The 16,942-nt window shown below is 73.7% G+C and carries 12 protein-coding genes; 5 read left to right on the top strand and 7 right to left on the bottom strand.

Features of this window, described 5'->3' with window-relative positions; translation table 11 throughout:
- The first annotated feature begins 144 nt into the window (after positions 1-144).
- From HNP84_RS05220 to HNP84_RS05205, 4 genes are all read left to right on the top strand, one after another.
- The gene (locus HNP84_RS05220; RefSeq protein ID WP_312923834.1) at positions 145-1,101 is read left to right on the top strand and encodes a carbohydrate ABC transporter permease; all 957 of its coding nucleotides are present in this window, start codon (positions 145-147) and stop codon (positions 1,099-1,101) included.
- Entirely contained in the window at positions 1,101-1,925 is an 825-nt protein-coding gene (locus HNP84_RS05215; RefSeq protein ID WP_185048201.1) for a carbohydrate ABC transporter permease, read from the top strand. Before HNP84_RS05220 ends, HNP84_RS05215 begins: the two co-directional genes overlap by 1 nt.
- Before the next feature lie 40 nt (positions 1,926-1,965).
- On the top strand, positions 1,966-3,237 hold the full coding sequence (locus HNP84_RS05210) for an ABC transporter substrate-binding protein (protein ID WP_185048200.1): 1,272 nt from the start codon (positions 1,966-1,968) through the stop codon (positions 3,235-3,237).
- 83 nt (positions 3,238-3,320) lie between these two features.
- Positions 3,321-4,532, top strand: a complete 1,212-nt coding sequence (locus HNP84_RS05205) for a hypothetical protein (protein WP_185048199.1) — start codon at positions 3,321-3,323, stop codon at positions 4,530-4,532.
- A gap of 8 nt (positions 4,533-4,540) precedes the next feature.
- Here the strand turns inward: HNP84_RS05205 and HNP84_RS05200 are convergent, their stop codons facing one another.
- The 3 genes from HNP84_RS05200 to HNP84_RS05190 all read right to left on the bottom strand — a co-directional run bounded on the left by HNP84_RS05200 (position 4,541) and on the right by HNP84_RS05190 (position 9,629).
- Positions 4,541-4,921, bottom strand: a complete 381-nt coding sequence (locus tag HNP84_RS05200; protein WP_185048198.1) for a GatB/YqeY domain-containing protein — start codon at positions 4,919-4,921, stop codon at positions 4,541-4,543.
- Positions 4,922-5,016: 95 nt separating this feature from the next.
- The gene (locus tag HNP84_RS05195; protein ID WP_185048197.1) at positions 5,017-7,872 is read right to left on the bottom strand and encodes a poly(A) polymerase; all 2,856 of its coding nucleotides are present in this window, start codon (positions 7,870-7,872) and stop codon (positions 5,017-5,019) included.
- Positions 7,872-9,629, bottom strand: coding sequence for an RNA ligase family protein (locus HNP84_RS05190; RefSeq protein WP_185048196.1), 1,758 nt, complete (start codon positions 9,627-9,629; stop codon positions 7,872-7,874). The genes HNP84_RS05195 and HNP84_RS05190 overlap by 1 nt, the downstream gene beginning before the upstream one ends.
- Positions 9,630-9,802: 173 nt before the next feature.
- Here HNP84_RS05190 and HNP84_RS05185 point away from each other — a divergent pair, with 173 nt between their 5' ends.
- Entirely contained in the window at positions 9,803-10,687 is an 885-nt protein-coding gene (locus HNP84_RS05185) for a haloalkane dehalogenase (protein ID WP_185048195.1), read from the top strand.
- Between the two features lie 85 nt (positions 10,688-10,772).
- On the opposite strand, the gene HNP84_RS05180 is transcribed toward HNP84_RS05185, so the two are convergent.
- The 4 genes from HNP84_RS05180 to fusA form a co-directional block, all read right to left on the bottom strand.
- The gene (locus HNP84_RS05180) at positions 10,773-11,504 is read right to left on the bottom strand and encodes an ABC transporter ATP-binding protein (protein WP_185048194.1); all 732 of its coding nucleotides are present in this window, start codon (positions 11,502-11,504) and stop codon (positions 10,773-10,775) included.
- Positions 11,501-11,704, bottom strand: coding sequence for a hypothetical protein (locus tag HNP84_RS05175; protein ID WP_185048477.1), 204 nt, complete (start codon positions 11,702-11,704; stop codon positions 11,501-11,503). Before HNP84_RS05175 ends, HNP84_RS05180 begins: the two co-directional genes overlap by 4 nt.
- A gap of 1,666 nt (positions 11,705-13,370) precedes the next feature.
- Positions 13,371-13,751 carry a hypothetical protein gene (locus HNP84_RS05170; protein WP_185048193.1) on the bottom strand — a complete coding sequence of 127 codons (381 nt, stop codon included), beginning with the start codon at positions 13,749-13,751 and terminating at the stop codon, positions 13,371-13,373.
- Positions 13,752-13,979: 228 nt separating this feature from the next.
- Positions 13,980-16,049 (bottom strand): elongation factor G, encoded by a 2,070-nt coding sequence (gene fusA, locus HNP84_RS05165; protein ID WP_312923821.1) that lies wholly within the window; start codon positions 16,047-16,049, stop codon positions 13,980-13,982.
- Between the last annotated feature and the right edge of the window lie 893 nt (positions 16,050-16,942).

Raw genomic sequence — 16,942 nt, 5'->3', positions numbered from 1 at the left:
CTCCCGGACGGATCTCCGGGTTATAACGATTTAACCGCGCCTTCTTGACACTCCCGAATCCGGGTTCCTACCGTACCCAGCACGTTCGCATGGATGAACTCTGTCACATATGTGAACACCAACTTGTCCGAGAGGAGTCACACGGTGGCTTTGCCGCATGCGACCACGACGCCGGCGGAGGCGCGGGAACCGGCCGCGCAGACGCCCTCCGGCGTCCCCCCGCGCAGGGCGCGCCACCGGGTCGGCGTGCGCGCCCCCTGGTGGTTCCTCGTGCCGGCGGTCGGCGTCTACCTGTTCATCGTCGTGGTGCCCAGCGTGAACGGCGCGCTGTTCTCCTTCACCGACTGGAACGGGCTGCGTCCGGACTGGTCCTTCGTGGGGCTGGACAACTTCGGCACGGTCTTCTCCGACCGCGCGGCCCGCGACGCCCTGGTCAACACGCTGCTCCTGGCGGCGGTGGCGACCGTGGTGCAGAACATCGTGGGCCTGCTGCTGGCGCTCGGCGTCAACTCCATGGTCAAGAGCCGCTACCTGCTGCGGGTGATCTTCTTCGCCCCGGTGGTGCTGACGCCGCTGGTGGCCGGGTACGTGTGGAGCTTCCTGCTCGCGCCCAACGGCGCGATCAACGAGGCGCTGCGCGCCGTCGGGCTGGGCGGCCTGGCCCGTGACTGGCTCGGCGACCCCGACACGGCGCTGTACGCGATCGTGGCGGAGATCGTCTGGCAGTTCGCCGGCTACTCCATGGTCATCTACCTGGCCGGGCTGCAGGCGATCCCGGCCGAGGTGCTGGAGGCGGCCACGATCGACGGCGCCGGCGCCTGGTACAAGTTCCGCCGGGTCGTGCTGCCGCTGCTCAACGGCGCGGTCGTGATCAACGTGATGCTCTGCCTGATCGGCGGGCTCAAGCAGTTCGACCAGGTGATGGCGATGACCGGCGGCGGCCCCGGCACCGCCACCGAGACGATCTCGACGGTGATCTACAAGAGCGCCTTCTCGCTGGGCGACTTCCCCTTCTCGATCGCGCTGGCGGTCGTGATGACCGTGGTCATCGCGGTCCTGGCCGCGGTGCAGTTCCGCCTGACGCAGAGGAGGACCTCCTGATGCACGCGCGATACACGTGGCGGACGCTGATCCGCGAGGTCGTGCTGATCCTGCTGGCGCTGGCGTTCCTGGTCCCGCTGGCCGGCCTGCTCAACGTCTCGCTCAAGCCGCAGAACAGCCAGACCGGCGCGCTGGCGCCGGCGTGGCCGCCGACGCTGGACAACTACGTGGAGGCGTGGAACCAGGCCAGCCTCGGCGCGGCCCTGGCCAACAGCTTCGTCATCACCGTGGTCAGCGTCGTGCTGATCATCGCCTTCGCCGCCATGGCCGCGTACCCGCTGGCCCGGGTGACCCGCCGCTGGTCGCGCCTGACCTTCTACTTCGTCATCGGCGGGCTGCTCATCCCGGGCCAGCTCGCGCTGCTCCCGCTGTACGCGACCATGCGCGACATCGGGCTGCTCGGCTCGCTCTGGTCGGTGATCCTGATCAACGTCGGGCAGCAGATGCCGTTCTCGGTGTTCCTCTACACGATGTTCCTGCGCGAGCTGCCGCTCGACTACGAGGAGGCGGCGCTGCTCGACGGCTGCGGCCCGCTGCGCTCGTTCGTGACCGTCGTGTTCCCGCTGCTGCGGCCGGTCACCGGGACCGTGGTGATCCTCAACTCGGTCGGCATCTGGAACGAGTTCTTCACCCCGCTGCTCTACCTGGGCGGCAGCGACAACACCACCGCGCCGGTGGCCATCTACGGCTTCGTCAGCCAGTACGTCTCGCAGTGGCCGCTGATCTTCGCCGGCCTGGTCATCAGCGTCATCCCGATCCTGGTCGTCTACTTCGCGCTGCAGAAGCACATCATCAAGGGCTTCGCCGGCGGCCTCAAAGGCTAGAGCCCGCCCATCCCCCCGCTCCCCGACCCTGGAGTCTGACATGAAGTCGCTGAAAACACTCGCACTCGGATGCTGCCTCGCGGTCGCGGCCACCGCGTGCTCGACCTCGGGCGGCGGCTCGACCACCGCCGCCTCCGGCGACCAGGTGCTCACGCTGGCCGCCGCCGGGCAGGGCCCGGCCTCGGCCGCCGTGAAGGCGTTCGAGAAGGCCAACCCCGGCGTCACCGTGAAGACCGTCTTCACCGAGGACGACACGGCCTACCAGCAGCAGCTCCGCACCCAGCTCGCCTCCGGCACCGCGCCCGACGTGTTCCGCATGTGGCCCGGCGGCGGCAACACCATGGCCGTACGCGACCTGGGCAAGGACGGCATGCTGATGGACCTGTCCGGCGAGAGCTGGGCGGCGGGGCTGAGCGCCGACCTGAAGTCCGTCACCAGCGACCCCGGCGGCAAGGTCATGGCGGTGCCCGTGACGATCGGCGCCATCGGCGCGGTCTGGAACGACCAGGCCCTGGCCAAGAGCGGGCTGAGCAAGCCGGCCACCTGGCCGGAGGTGCTGAAGTTCTGCAAGGACGCCAAGGCCAAGGGCGTCACCGCGTTCGCGCTCGGCCTGAAGTCGTCCTGGGTCACCCAGCTCGTGCCGTACGCGCTGACCGCCTCCCTGGTCTACGGCCCGAACCCTGCCTTCACCCAGCAGCAGAAGGACGGCAAGGCCACCTTCGCCGGCTCCCAGTGGAAGCAGGCCCTGGAGCAGTACCTCCAGATGCGCGATGAGGGCTGCTTCAACGACAGCCCCAACGGCGTCGGCTACGACGAGCAGATGCAGCTCTTCGGCCAGGGCAAGGCCCTCGGCGTGGTGCACGTGCTGTCGGCGGTGCAGTCGGCGATCGAGTACGCCCCCGAGGGCACCACGTTCTCGATGACCCCCTTCCCGGCCACCGACAACGCCGGGGACACCTACCTTCCGGTCTCGGTCGGCATCGTCTACGGCGTCAACGCCAAGGCCAAGAACCCGGAGCTGGCCAAGAAGTTCATGCAGTTCCTCGCCTCGCCGGAGGGCCAGGCGCTGTACGCCACCGAGTCGGGCAGCAGCCCCGCGCTGGACAGCCCGTCCTTCAAGGCCGACGCGCTGCAGCAGCCGGTGCTCGACGCGGTCAAGTCGGGCCGCTCCACGCTCTACCCGGACCAGGCCTGGCCGAACCCGAGGGTCCAGCAGGAGCACCTGACCTCGATCCAGGAGCTGTTCAACGGAACCGTGGACGTCAAGACCGTGCTCTCGCGCATGGACAAGGCGTTCACCTCCACCTCATGACACCCCAGCCCACCACACCCCAGCCCACGACACCCCAGCCCGCGACGACCCAACCCTCGACCCAGCCAGGAGACCCCGGCACAGTGGCCCGAGCCATGGAGGCGTGCCTGTGGATCACGCCCAAGATCTTCGACGACCTGCGCGACCCGGCGCCCGGCGTGGCGGCCTTCTTCGACCACCACGCCGCCTGGCTGGAGGACCGGCCGGTGACGGTGGTGTTCTGCGCGGGCAACGGCGACCACATCCTGAACTACCGCGGCCCGTCCGGCTGGGAGGAGCGCTTCGACTGGGCCCGCTACAACTGCTTCGCGCTCGGTCCGGGCGGCCCGTCCGGGATCACCAGGGCGCACAACCGCGACTGGCTGGCACGGGTGCGCGAGGGCGGCGAGCGCTCGGCCAACCCGTACTCGGCGGGGCCGATGTTCATCGTCTCGGAGCAGCCGATGGACTACGTGACGCTGGCCGGGATCTACGCCGCCATACGGGCCGAGGCGGAGCGGCGCGGGCTGCGGGTGAACCTGCTGGAGTACCTTGAGCCGGGCCCGGAGTTCTGCCGCAGCGAGTGGAAGACCGCGCTGCACCCGGAGGTGGCCGGCAGCGCCGCCGACGCGGGCGGCCACATGGTGCCGGGCGTCATCGACGTGACGGCCCCGCTGGCCGCCGACTCCCGCCGGTACGCCGCCCACCCCGGCGGCATCCCGGCCGGGCTGCCCGCGGGCGACTTCGTGGCCGCCCAGACCGCCGCGTTCACCCGCGACTTCGAGCTGGACGGGGTCATGCTCGGCAACCAGTTCGGCCTGGTCGGCTTCTGGCACCCGGACAACGCGCCCCCGCTCACCCCAGAGCGGGCGGCCGGGATCGAGCGGTTCTTCCTGCGGCTGCGCGAGGCGATGGGCGAGCGCCTGGTGTACTGGATGGACACCTACTGGCGGGCCGAGGTCGAGCGCTCGGCGTGGGGGATGTCCGACGCGGCGTACCAGAGCCTGGACGCGATCCTGGTCAGCACCTTCGCCGTGCTGGTCGAGCGCACCGAGATCGTGCCCAACCTGCTCAGCAAGGCCGCGCTGGACGGCCCCCGCCCGCTGCTCGGCCTGGACTTCGTGGACCCGTGGTACTGGTACCGCACCTATCTCGACGACCGGCGCACCTACCTCTACCAGCGGGAGGTCCTGGCCGCGCACGCCGAATCGGTGGCCGGGGTGTCCTTCTTCGCCAACGACACCTTCGGCCACTTCGTCCCCGAGCCCGAGCTGACGTCCACCCTGGAGGTGGTCAGGAAAGGCGAGATCGGCTGATCCGGGGTCTATCGTGCCCGGGCGGCGCCGTCGAGGTGCGCGGCCAGGACCGCGATCTCGGCCCGAAGCCGCCCGGCCTGCTCGGCGCGACCGGCACGGGAGTACGCCTCGGCGGCGGCCTCGCGCTCGGCCAGCTCGGCCCGCACGATCCCCTCGATCTGCTCCTCGCTCAGCTCGCGCCGGGCCACATCCGCCGCCCCGGCCCCGACCGGTGCCTGCTCGATCGCCTGCGAGGCGCCGGACGGGGCCGGCGCCTCGACCGCCTCGGCGTTGTCGATGGCGGCGATGGTGGCGCGCAGCACCGGCACCGCCACCCGGTCTCGCTCGCGCATCGCGGTCAGCAGGGCCTCGCGGAGCCGCGTCCGCAGCGGCACGGGGGTCTCGGACATGGCGGGGATCCTATCGGGGCAGGGCGATCAGCCGTAGGGCCCGCGCATCGGCGCAAGGCCCGGCACATCGCGTACCGGACCTCGGGGCGGGCGCGTCAGCGCAGGGTCGGCACATCACCACACTCGGCTCGCGTCACGGTCACGCCGGGCAGGCCCCTGGCCCACCGGCCGGTGATCTCGGCGAGCCGGTCCGCGCCGGGCGGGGTGCGGCCCAGGCCGATCGCGTAACGGACCGAGCCGGGGCCGGACTCGAAGGGACGCGGCCAGGCGTGCGCGTCGGGCACGCCCGCCTCGTCCAGGGCGGCGAGCAGGGCGCGCATCCGGCCCCGCACCCGGCCGAGGGCGCCGTCCACGGTGGCGTCGGGCCCGGCGGGGCGTACGGTCAGCACCGCCCAGGCCGCGTGCCGGCGGTGCAGGGGCGGCGGGGCCAGCAGCTCGGCCCGTGGGAGGGCCGCCCCGGTCTCGGCGGCGGCCTCCAGGAGCTCCCACGCCTGGTAGAGCTCCTGGGTGAGCAGGTCCCGGCCGCCCGCGCCGACCTGCTCGGCGCAGTTGCGCACCGGGGCGCTCGGGGTCAGGATCGTCACCGGCGCCGTTCCCCTGCCCGCGGGTCCGGCGAGGGCCACGGGCTCGCGCCAGTCCCAGGCCGCCCAGGTGCTGAAGAAGCGGCGCGGCAGCTCGTCCTCGGGCACGTCCCCGGCCTCGCGTACGGTGCGGGCGGCGAGCACCGCCCAGGCCAGGCCGGGCAGCCCGCCGAACGGGGCCGCGTCCAGGCCGCGCGCCCGCGCCCACGCCTTGACCAGCCGGGCCAGGCGGGCGAAGGCGGAGTGCCGGCCGCCGGCCGCGGCGCGTACGGCCTCGGCGTCGCTGACCGCGCTCAGCGCGACCCCGGCCTCCTCGCCCAGCTCCGCGCGGCGCGCCACCGCCTCGGCCGGGGCGAGCCCGCCGGTGGGCACCACGGTCAGGTCGACGTCCAGCTCGCCGGTGCGCAGCCGCAGGCCGGGCACCCTGGCGCCGGTCACCTCCCGTACGCGGGTGGCGCCGGGCAGGGCGGCCCGCACCCGGGTGCGTACGTCGGCCATGTCCGCATCGCCCGGCAGCGCCGCCACCAGGTCCAGGTCGGCGGCCGGAGCCGCGCAGCCCATCCGGCGCGACCCGGCGAGGTGGACGACCCCCTCCGGCAGCGCCCGCGCGATGCTCCCCGTCACCGCCCGCGCCGCCGCGTCGTCGCCCGCCTCCCGGTCGCCCGCCTCCTGGCCCGGGTCGTCGGGAGGGCCGGGCAGCCAGCGCACCTCGCCGGTGCCCAGGGCGATCACCGCGCGCGGTTCCATCGGCTCGCCGCCGCGGCGGGACAGCAGCACGATCTCACCGACCTCGGCCCGCATGCCGCCCAGCCGGGCGGCGCAGCCGGGGGCGAGCCGGGCCGCGTCGCGGGTGCGGCCCAGGGTCAGGTGCGGGGTGAACCCCTCGGCGCGTCCCCGGCAGCGGGGGAAGCGCCGCTGGAGCGCGTGGCGCAGGCGGGCCCACGGCTCCGGCCCGTCGGCCGCCGGGTCGAGCCAGACGGTGGCGTCGTCGCGGTGCTCGAAGGCGCGCACCCCCTCCAGCCTGGCGGTGAACGGCTCCGTCTCGGCGGCGGCCGCGGCCAGCAGCGGCGCGGCGCGCTCGAAGTCGCACTCGGGCACGAAGCCGAACAGCAGGTTGACGTGCGGCGGCCAGCGCCGGAGCCGCGGGTCGTGCTCGCGGCGGATCTCCTGGATCGCCGGCCACAGCTCGCGCGGCGGAATCCAGGCCACCGCCGTACGGGCGGTCGGCGGGACGTTCAGCACCTCGCCCTCGCCCTCGGCCCCGGCCCCGGCCCCGGCCGCGGCCAGGTCCACGCGCACCCCGTAGTGGTCGGAGACGTACAGGCCGTCCGGCTCGGGCGAGTCGCCGAGCAGGACCGCCGAGACCGCGCGCGGCCCCCGCAGCAGCACCCGGTCCAGCCGGGAGGCCCGGCCCGACAGCGAGGAGAGCGCGGCCAGCGGGTTGACCCGCGGGTCGAAGGTGGGCGTGGCGTCGGGCCCGTGCACCTCCGTCCAGGCGTCGCGCAGCCCGAGCACCGCGGCCGGTCCCTCGGGGCCGTCGTCGCCGTCGTTGAAGTCGCCGAGCAGGACCACCTCGCCGTCCACGCCCGCCAGCGCCTCGCCGATGCGGGCCAGCTCGGCCCGCCGCCTGGCCGGTCCCTGGTCGGAGTGGTCGCTGGTCAGGTGGGTCGCGGCGACCACGACCGGGCCGGAGGCGGTGTCCACCGTGATCGCGGTGAGCGCCTTGTACGGCCCGAGCGCGAGCACCCCCGCCTCGCGCACCGGCCCCCGGGCGAGCAGCAGCAGCCCGGTGTCCTCGACGTCCCGGCCCGCCGGGTCGGTGCCCAGGGTGTAGCCGGCGCGCACCCACGGCTCCCGCAGCAGCATGGCGAGCAGCGCGGGCTCGACCTCTTGCAGTGCGATGACGTCGGCGTCGGCGGCCTCCAGCGCGGCGAGGAGCAGCGGGCGGCGCCTGGCGGTGTCGATGCGGTCGCTCAGGTAGCGGTCCCACAGGGTGTTCCAGGTGAGCACGCGCAGCGCGGCGGGCGGGGCGGAGCTCGCCGGGCCGGCGGGGCGCCACCCGGCGTCCGGGCTGTAGGAGTGCGGGGTGCGGGCGGCGAAGAACGGCGGGCGCAGCCGCAGCGCGTCGCGCGCCCGCCCGGCCTGGCAGGTGTCGAGGCGGTCCACGCCGGTGGCGCGGTCCCAGACCAGCTCGCCGTCCGCCTCCACGAACAGCACCCGGTGCCAGGGGATGTCGCCGCCGGGTGTGAAGGCGGGCAGCGGAACGCGCTTGGCCGCGGCGTCGCGCTGGCCGATGCCCAGCACGAACCGGGACGGGTCGAACCTCGGGTCCCAGCGGACCCGGTGGTAGATCTCCTCGCTGGTACGCATCACGCCCCCTGCCCGTCATCGTCCAGAACGCCGTCCACGTCGTCCACCCCGCCGGAAGGGCCGACGTACCAGGTGCGGTGCGCCTCGCCGGGATAGGGCGGGACGAACCGGTGAAGCTGGGCGGTGAGCACGTGCGGCGGCACCGGGTGCGCCCGCGTGGCGTTGCGACGGTGCAGCTCGTCCTCCTCCACCACCGTGACCGCGTGGGTGACCAGGGCGTCGCGGCGGCGCGCCACGGCGTGCACCAGCGAGCGCTGGTGCCGGTTGAGCGAGGTGGCGTCCCACACCACGGTGCCGCCGCCGGCCAGCGCGGCGTCGAGCCGGTCCAGGCCCTCGCCCAGCACCTCCTGGTTGTCCCGCTGGCCGGCCCGCGACCCCCGGGCCTCGCGCAGGTCGTCGAGGGAGACGACCACGTCGATCCCGGGCAGGCCCGCGGCGAAGGAGCTCTTGCCGCTTCCGGACGGCCCGGTCAGGTGCACCAGCCGGGGGAACGCCCCGGACCGCCACCGCCAGCACGCCGCGACGGCCTCCTCGGCGGTGGCGATCCGTCCTCTGGCGTACGCGTCGCGGGCCTCCGCCCAGCACCGGTCGGCCGCCTCCGGGGCGAGACCGGCCAGCGCCTCACGCAGCCCGGCCCGCAGCGGTTCCAGCGGCTCCGGCCCGAGCAGCCCGGCGTCCTCGGCGTGCAGCGCGGACCACTCGACCTGCTCGCGCGCCTCGGCGGCCTCCTCGCCGCCGCGTCCCGCGAGCACGGCCCGCGCCACCGCGTGCAGCACGCCCAGGTCGGCGGCGAACGACATGCGTACCAGGCCGGCCCGGCGGTCCTCGTCCGGATGGGGCCGGTGCAGGGCGGCGTGCAGCCCGGCCAGGTCGGCGACGCGCCGCGCCTGCGGCACGCCCAGCGGTCCCGCCAGCCGGGCCATCAGCCAGGGCCGCCGCGCCCGGTGCAGCAGCGCCGCCAGCACGCCCGACAGCCGCGCGTCCCCGGTACGGCCCAGCACGTCGAGCCCGGCCGACGCCTCCGCCACGACCGCCTTCACGTCCTCGGCGGGCTCCTCGGGCTCCTTCTCGGCGCCCACCGCGGCCAGCAGCGCCGGCACGTCGGCGGCGGCCCCGGAGCGGACCGCCCACAGCGCCGCGGCCGGGCCCAGCCCGTTCTCCACGACGGCGGCGTGCATCCAGTGGGTGCCGGTCTGGACGTGATCGGGCCGCACCCACTTGGCGACCCGCCCGGCGAACTCCTCGCGCCCGAACCCCGCGACCGTACGCACGACGTACCCCTCCTGCCGCGTGGTGTCCAGCCTCAGCGCGCGCAGCGCCCGCTCGTCGAAGACCCCGCGCCACAACACCGGTGGCACCGGCACCCCCAGCCCGCGCAGGAAGCGCACGGTGCGGTCCCAGTCGAGGCAGTGATCGCCGTCCCAGACCGAGAACCCGTAGAACCAGCTCTCCAGCTCCTGGTACGCGATGGAGTGCCGGGCGTACACGTTCTCCCCGCACACCCGCCACCCGGGCGGGATCGCCGCCCCGATCCGCCCCTGCAGCCCTTTCACCCACGCCCGCGACGGGTGATGCCCCGAGTCCAGCGACCGCGCGTGCATGCCGTCGTGGTACAGGGTGGTGTTCTCCCCGTCCAGCTTCTCGGTGACCACGACCTCCCGCCCCCGCATTCCGGACAGGTCACCGGCCCGCACGTCGTCCGCCGTCGCCCCCGGAGACCATGGCAGATGCGGCGTACGGGGATAGTGCACACGCATGATCCGCTCCCCCCCGCGTGACCCCGATCGGATCACCATACGGGCCCGCCGAAACCCTGATCCATCGAATATCCGGGACATCGGGCCCGGCAGCACGCTTGCGTTGGCCCGACCAACGAACTAAATTCGTTGGCGCAACCAACGTTAGTGACGCCAACGATCGGAGAAGGCCAATGCCCGTGATCGACGTGCTCGGCTCGCCCATGTACTACGAGGAGTCCGGCGACGGGGTCCCCTTCGTGTTCCTGCACGGCAACCCCGCCTCCTCCCACCTGTGGCGCAAGGTGCTGCCCGGCATCGCCGGGCCGGCCCGCCTGCTCGCGCCCGATCTGATCGGCATGGGACGCTCGGGCAGGCCGGACCTGCCGTACCGGTTCGCCGACCACGCCCGCTACCTGGACGCCTGGTTCGACCGGCTGGACCTGCGCGACGTGGTGCTCGTCGGCCACGACTGGGGCGGGTCGCTCGCCTTCGACTGGGCGGCGCGGCACCCCAGCCGGGTGCGGGGCGTGGCCTTCTTCGAGACCATCGTGCGCGGGATGTCCTGGGGCGAGCTGGGCGAGGGGCCGCGCTCGCGGGCGGAACTCATCCGCGGCCCGCAGGGCGAGGCACTGGCCCTCGACGGGAACTTCCTGATCGAGACCGCGTTCACCGGCGGCGTGCTGACACCGCTCGGCGAGGAGGAGATGCGGCCGTACCTCGCGCCGTACCAGGACCGCGACAGCCGCCGCCCGCTGCTGGAATGGGCCCGCTCGCTGCCGCTCGACGGCGAGCCCGCCGACGTGGCCGAGCGGGTCGAACGGTACGGCGACTGGCTGGCGGGCAGCGACACGGTGCCCAAGCTGCTGCTCACCTTCGACTCCTCCCCCACCCTGCTCATCAAGGAGGACACCGCGGCCTGGTGCGCCGCCAACATCGCCGCCCTGGAGACCGAGCACTGCGGCCCCGCGGGCCACCACGCGCCGGAGGACCGGCCCGAGGAGATCGCCTCGGCCATCACCGCCTGGGCGCGGCGGCACGGCCTGCTCCCGGCCCCGGCCGCGAGCGCCCGGGGCTAGCCCTGCTCACCGGACGCGCATACGCGGGGAGTGTGCGCACCGGCAGCAGGACCGGGCGGCCCGGCAGCGGAGGTACGGCATCCGGCTACTCGGCCTCCAGGTCGGCGAGCCGCTGCGCCAGCCCCACCGCGGTGGGCGACTCCACCGCGTCCACGATCCGCCCGTCCGCCAGGACCAGGGCCAGGTCCGCCCGCGCGGCGGCGGCCGGATCGTGGGTCACCATCACCAACGTCTGCCCGAACTCGCCCACCAGGTCGCGGAGCAGGCCGAGCACATCCTGCGCGGTACGCAGGTCCAGCGCCGCGGTGGGCTCGTCGGCGAACACCACCGCGGGCCTGGTCACCAGCGCCCTGGCGATGGCCGCCCGCTGCTGCTCACCGCCGGACAACTCCCCCGGCCGGTACCCCAGCCGCCCGGCCAGCCCGACCCGCTCGACCAGCGTCCGCAGCCACGCCCGATCCGGCACCCGCCCCGCCAGCCGCAACGGCAACGTGATGTTCTCCACGACACTGAGCGACGGCACCAGGTTGTACGCCTGGAACACGAACCCGACCCGCTGCCGCCGCACCTCGGTACGCCAGACCTCGTCCAGCCCGCCGATCTCGACCCCGTCGACGAACACCCTCCCGCTGGTGGGCACGTCCAGCCCCGCCGCACACTGCATCAGCGTGCTCTTCCCCGCCCCCGAGGGCCCCACCACCGCGACGAACGCCTCCCGCTCAACGGTCAGGGACACCTCGTCCAACGCCCGCACGCCGCCCGGGTACACCTTGGTCACCCGCTCCAGCACCACGGCCGCCGCCCCCGGCACGCTCATCGGCGGCGGAACCGGTAGTGATGCACGATCAGCCCGGCCGCGCACCCCACCGTGGCCAGCCCGAACAGGACGCTCACGACCACGTTGACGTCCGCGGCCGAGACCACCGTGTTCACCGCCCCACTGAGCACCAGCAACGACCACAACACCGGCCGCAACAGCGCCCCCTGCGCAGTCCCCCGCGCCGCCGCCTCAGGCATGACGCGCTCCTCACTCGCTCGATTCGGAAGCTCATCGGCCATGGCGTCGAAGCTACGAACGATCACGTCGCGCGACGATCCCGCCAACGCGACACCCGAGGTACAGCAGCCTGTACTTCGCCGCGCAAACGACCGCGCTCACCGCTCCACCCGTTCGCCCGACGCCCCTCAGGTCCCACCAGGTGCGTGCGTGATCTCCCGCGACCAGCACGCGACGCATCCGCCGCCCTCGCACACGCCACACGCCCGCGAGCACAGGCAACGGACACGCCCAGTGCGCCGCAACGACGCCCCCGCGCACTCCCGCCGACACGCGAGCCCAGGCACGGATATGCGGGCCGAAGGTGACGCGCCGAATGGCGCGACATTCGCTGTGGCCACGTGGCAGCGCCACGCGTCACGCTCACTCGCGGCCCGACCCGGCGCCCGTCACCGCCGCACTAGCCTGCACGCGCCCCCGGCGATCGGCGCCACCACCGCAGACCACAAACCGCCGGCACCGCACAAACCCGCGGCACGCCCTACGAACCGTCGCCACCACGATCGCCACGGCACGACCCACCGCCTGTGCCACCACACACCCACGACACGCCGCGCCAACCGCCACCACCAAGGTCACCCACGGCACGACCCCAGTGCCGCCGCCACCAGCCTCACCCAGGACAGGAGGCCGGCGCCCCGCCACCACACCCACCCACGACATCCGTCGTCGGTGACCGCTTCGAGCTCGCAGTGCCGGACGTTGAGGCATCGAGGTTGCGCAGCCGGTGGCGGGCGGCGCGGACCTCGTGCACGGGCCACGGGGCACCGTTGACCAGGATCAACATCTCCGAGGACCTGGCGAGGTGCGGCTAGCGCACACCGGGCGTACGCGCAGGGCGGGGTCGAGAGCGGGACCCGGCACCGACACCACCCGCACCCACGACACGGCCGCACCAACCACCGCCCCCACACTCACCCACGGCATGACCCGGAGGGCCGTCGCCGTGCACTCGCTGTCCCGCATGGGATGGGATGCGAAGACGCGGGTTCGCACCTCCCCCCTGGCGGCTTGGTGCGTTCGCGGATGGGCGGAACGGAACCCAGCGGCGCCATACGCGCGCCGCCCGAGACGCACCAGCGGCCTGATGCCGTGCCTGTGTGACGCTCGCGGCGGACCGCACGGGACGCATGGGCGGCCACCCTGCCGTGCTCAACGCCTGCCCGCAGGTGCGTGAGGAGTCCGGGGCCCGGCTCAGCACAGCGGCTGACCCTGCGCTACCCCGGCGCCGTCGCCACCGCCTTGGCCCTAAACGGCCTGACCGCCGTGGCCGGGCTCGCCGCCCCGCCTGCTCGGCGAGCTGGTGGAGGGCGTCGCGGCCGGCAGCGGCACGGGAGGCGCCGCGTCGTGCGGGCCGTTCGGCACGATCGCCCCGCACACGGCTCCATGCGCACACCACAGCACGCCGCACGCCGTCCCGAACATCGGAGACCCCGGCCCATCGCGAAAAGCCGTCCAAAGGCCAGGCATTCCCCATCGGGGGCATTTCCCCTGGCCGGCGCGCGCTCACCGCACGCAAAAAGACGCTGCCATTGAAAGCCGCATTTCCACACACGCGACCTGACCCACGGCCTGGAATACGGGCGGTGATTCCGAGAATACCCGGCCGGATAACCGGATGAGGGGTCAGTAGGCGCAGATGGCGTACACGCTGATGCCGACGTCGTCGCGGTTCGTCTGGCGGCCGAGGGCGATCCAGCCGCGGCCGTCGCTGGTGGGGAACGAGCCGACGAGGACGGCCTCGGGCCCCTGCGCCTCGGCGCCCCCGCCGATGACGTGCTTGTGCGGCGGGCACCAGACCGTGCGGCGCTTGAAGTTGGGCACGTTCTTGTTGGGCAGTGTGACGATCTGGTAGCCCCGGGGCAGCGTGGACGCCTCCGTCGTGCCCGAGGCCGCGACGCCCGGCGCCGCCGCCGGGGTGTTCGCGAACGCGGAGGCGGTGGTGGACAACAGCACACCCGCGGCGACGGCGGCCAGGGCGACGGTGGCGGTCTTCTTCAGCGGCATGAATCTCTCCCGTTTCTCGATGCCCTCCGGCCGCGCCGGAGGGTTATCTGGAGAGACTGCGTTTCGACGGTCTCGGTTCGACGAAATCAGAAGAAAATAAAGTGACCTGTGCAAATACAGCCGAGGCAGTTTTTCCCGGCACCCCGCATCGCGACCCCGTGTCCGCTTTCCCCAGGAGCGGATGGGGCCGCATCGCCCCGTCACCAGGGGGCGATGCGGCCGTTCCGGTCAGCGGGCGGGGACCGGGGCGTAGCCGGCCGGGCGGCTGGTGAAGGCGCCCCTGCCCTGGGTACGGCTGCGCAGCCGGGTCGCGTAGCCGAACAGCTCGGCCAGCGGCACCGTCGCGGTGACCACCGCCGCGCCGGCGCGGGTGGTCGAGCCGGTGACCCGGCCGCGGCGGGCCGCCAGGTCGCCGAGCACGCCGCCCACCGCGTCGTCGGGGACGGTGATCGTGACCTCGGCCACCGGCTCCAGCAGCACCATGGCGCAGGCGCGCAGGGCCTCGCGGAGCGCGAGCCGCCCGGCGGTGCGGAAGGCGAGCTCCGAGGAGTCCTTGGGGTGGGTGGCCCCGTCGGTGAGCGTGACCCGCAGGCCGGTCACGGGGTGACCGCCCAGCGGGCCCTCGGCCAGGGCGTCCCGGCATCCGTCCTCCACCGCGCGGACGTACTCCCGGGGCACCCGCCCGCCCACGACCGTCGAGCGGAACTCGAAGCCCCGCGCCTCCTCCAGCGGCTCCACATCGAGGACGACGTGGGCGTACTGGCCGGCGCCCCCGTCCTGCTTGACGTGCCGGTACAGCAGGCCGGCCACCCCGCGCACGACGGTCTCGCGGTGCGCCACCCGCGGGCGGCCGACGCCGAGCTCCAGCCCGTGATCACGGCGGATCTTCTCCACCGCGACCTCCAGATGCAGCTCGCCCATCCCCGACAGCAGCGTCTGGCCGGTCTCGGGGTCGGTGCGTACGACGAGCGAGGGGTCCTCCTCGGCCAGTCTCGCCAGGACGGCGGCCAGCCGGTCGGCGTCGGTGCTCCGGCGCGGCTCGACCGCGACGGAGACCACCGGGTCGGCCGCACTCGGCGGTTCCAGCACCAGCGGCGCCCCGGGGGCGCACAGCGTGGCACCGGCGCGCGCGGCCTTGGGCCCGGCGACGGCGACGATGTCGCCGGCCACCGCGTTCTCGACCTCGGTGTGCCGGTCGGCCTGCACGCGCAGGATGCGCGCGATCCGCTCGGTACGCCGGGCGCCCGCGTCGAGCACCGTGTCTCCCTTCCGCATCGTTCCCGAGTACAGGCGCAGGTAGGTGAGCCTGCCGGTGGCGGCCGAGGTCACCTTGAACACCAGCGCGGCCAGCGGCGCCGCCGGGTCGGCGGGACGCTCCTCCCGCGCGCCGTCGTACGCGCCGTGCACGGCGGGCACGTCCAGCGGCGAGGGCAGGTAGGCCACGACGGCGTCCAGCAGCGGCTCGATGCCCCGGTTGCGGTAGGCCGAGCCGCACAGCACCACCACGCCCTCACCCGTACGGGTGAGGTCGCGCAGCGCCGAGGCGAGCGTGGCCGCGCCGACGGCCGGTCGCGCGCAGTACTCCTCCAACGCGAGGGGGTGCAGTTCGGCCACGACCTCCTCCAGCGCCCGCCGGCGCCGCGCCGCCTCCTCACGCAGCCCTTCGGGCACCGGACCCTCCTCGACGCCGTCACGCCCGTCGGCCCAGACCAGCGCGCGCATGCGCAGCAGGTCCACCACGCCGGTGAAGGAGCCCTCGCGCCCGATCGGCATCTGGACCACCAGCGGGGTCACGCGCAGCCGGTCGCGGATCGAGGCGACCGCGGTGTCGAGATCGGCACCGGCTCGGTCGAGCTTGTTGACGAACGCGATGCGCGGCACCCCGTGCCGATCAGCGCGCCGCCACACCGACTCACTCTGCGGCTCGACCCCCGCGACGGCGTCGAACACCGCGACCGCCCCGTCGAGGACCCGCAGCGACCGCTCCACCTCGTCGGAGAAGTCGACGTGTCCCGGCGTGTCGATCAGGTTGATCCGATGACCGTCCCAGACGCAGCTCACCGCCGCGGCGAAAATGGTGATGCCACGATCACGCTCCTGCGGGTCGAAGTCGGTGACGGTCGTACCCTCGTGCACCTCGCCCCGCTTGTACGTGGCACCGGTGATGTAGAGGATGCGCTCGGTGACGGTCGTCTTACCGGCGTCAACATGGGCGAGGATGCCCAGGTTCCGTACGGCGGTCAGAGGGCCACCGAGGTGGCCGGCATTCGGGGGACGGTGGTGCGATTGCGTACGCACGGTCCATGACCTTTCTGGATAATCCGGACAGGACGGCGCGATTTCTTCTGACGAGCAGGAACACCCGACACAGGCGACCACTGCATGGAGCTCCACGACCATCCCGTATCGCGCAGACGGCAGGCGGCAAACGGCAGGCAGCAGGCAGCAGGCGGCACGCAGCAGGCGGCAAGCGGCACGCAGCAGGCGGTAGGCAGCAGGCACCAGGCGCCAGCGCGAATCGGGCACGCGCCAGGGCGCGCGACATCACCACACACTGGGAGGCACACACCAACACCCAGCGAGATGCGTGAATCAGCGGCGGGCGCAGCACGACCCGAGCCCTCAACAGCACCGACATCAGCCCCGCACACAGCGCAAGCGTCCGCCCCGCATACAGCCCAAGCGTCCGCCCCGCACAGCCCGAGCGTCAGCCCTCGCAACGGCGAGACCTCAGCCGCACGCCCGCCACGGCGTCAGCCCACATGCGGCCGAGTCGGTGCGCCGCGGGCGGGACGTGCACGTCCTGAACCGGCGCCGAACCGCCGGACCGCCGGCCGCCCTCAGCCCCGCAGATCGCGCAAGCCTCAGCCGCACGCGGCACGGCCGCGCCCGCACCGCGCGGTCCGGGCGGGCTGAGGTCCGACATCGCCCCGCGGGGGCACCGCATCAGCCCGAAACCGGACGGCAGTGGCCCCCCGAATCGGAACGCGGCATCCCCGCACCGGGCGCGGCACCACCTCCGTCACGGGGACGGCACCGTCACGGGGACGGCACCGGCCCCCGGAATCGGGGTATGACACCAGCCCTGAGCCGGGAACAGCACCAGGCCCGAAGTGGGCACAGCACCAGCCCCGCAACCGGGGCACGACACCAGCCCGAACCGGACCCAGCACCAACCCCGCAACCAGGCG

The sequence above is a fragment of the Thermocatellispora tengchongensis genome (assembly GCF_014202315.1).
Taxonomy (GTDB): Bacteria; Actinomycetota; Actinomycetes; order Streptosporangiales; family Streptosporangiaceae; genus Thermocatellispora; species Thermocatellispora tengchongensis.
This window is presented reverse-complemented; position numbering and strand designations above follow the sequence as displayed.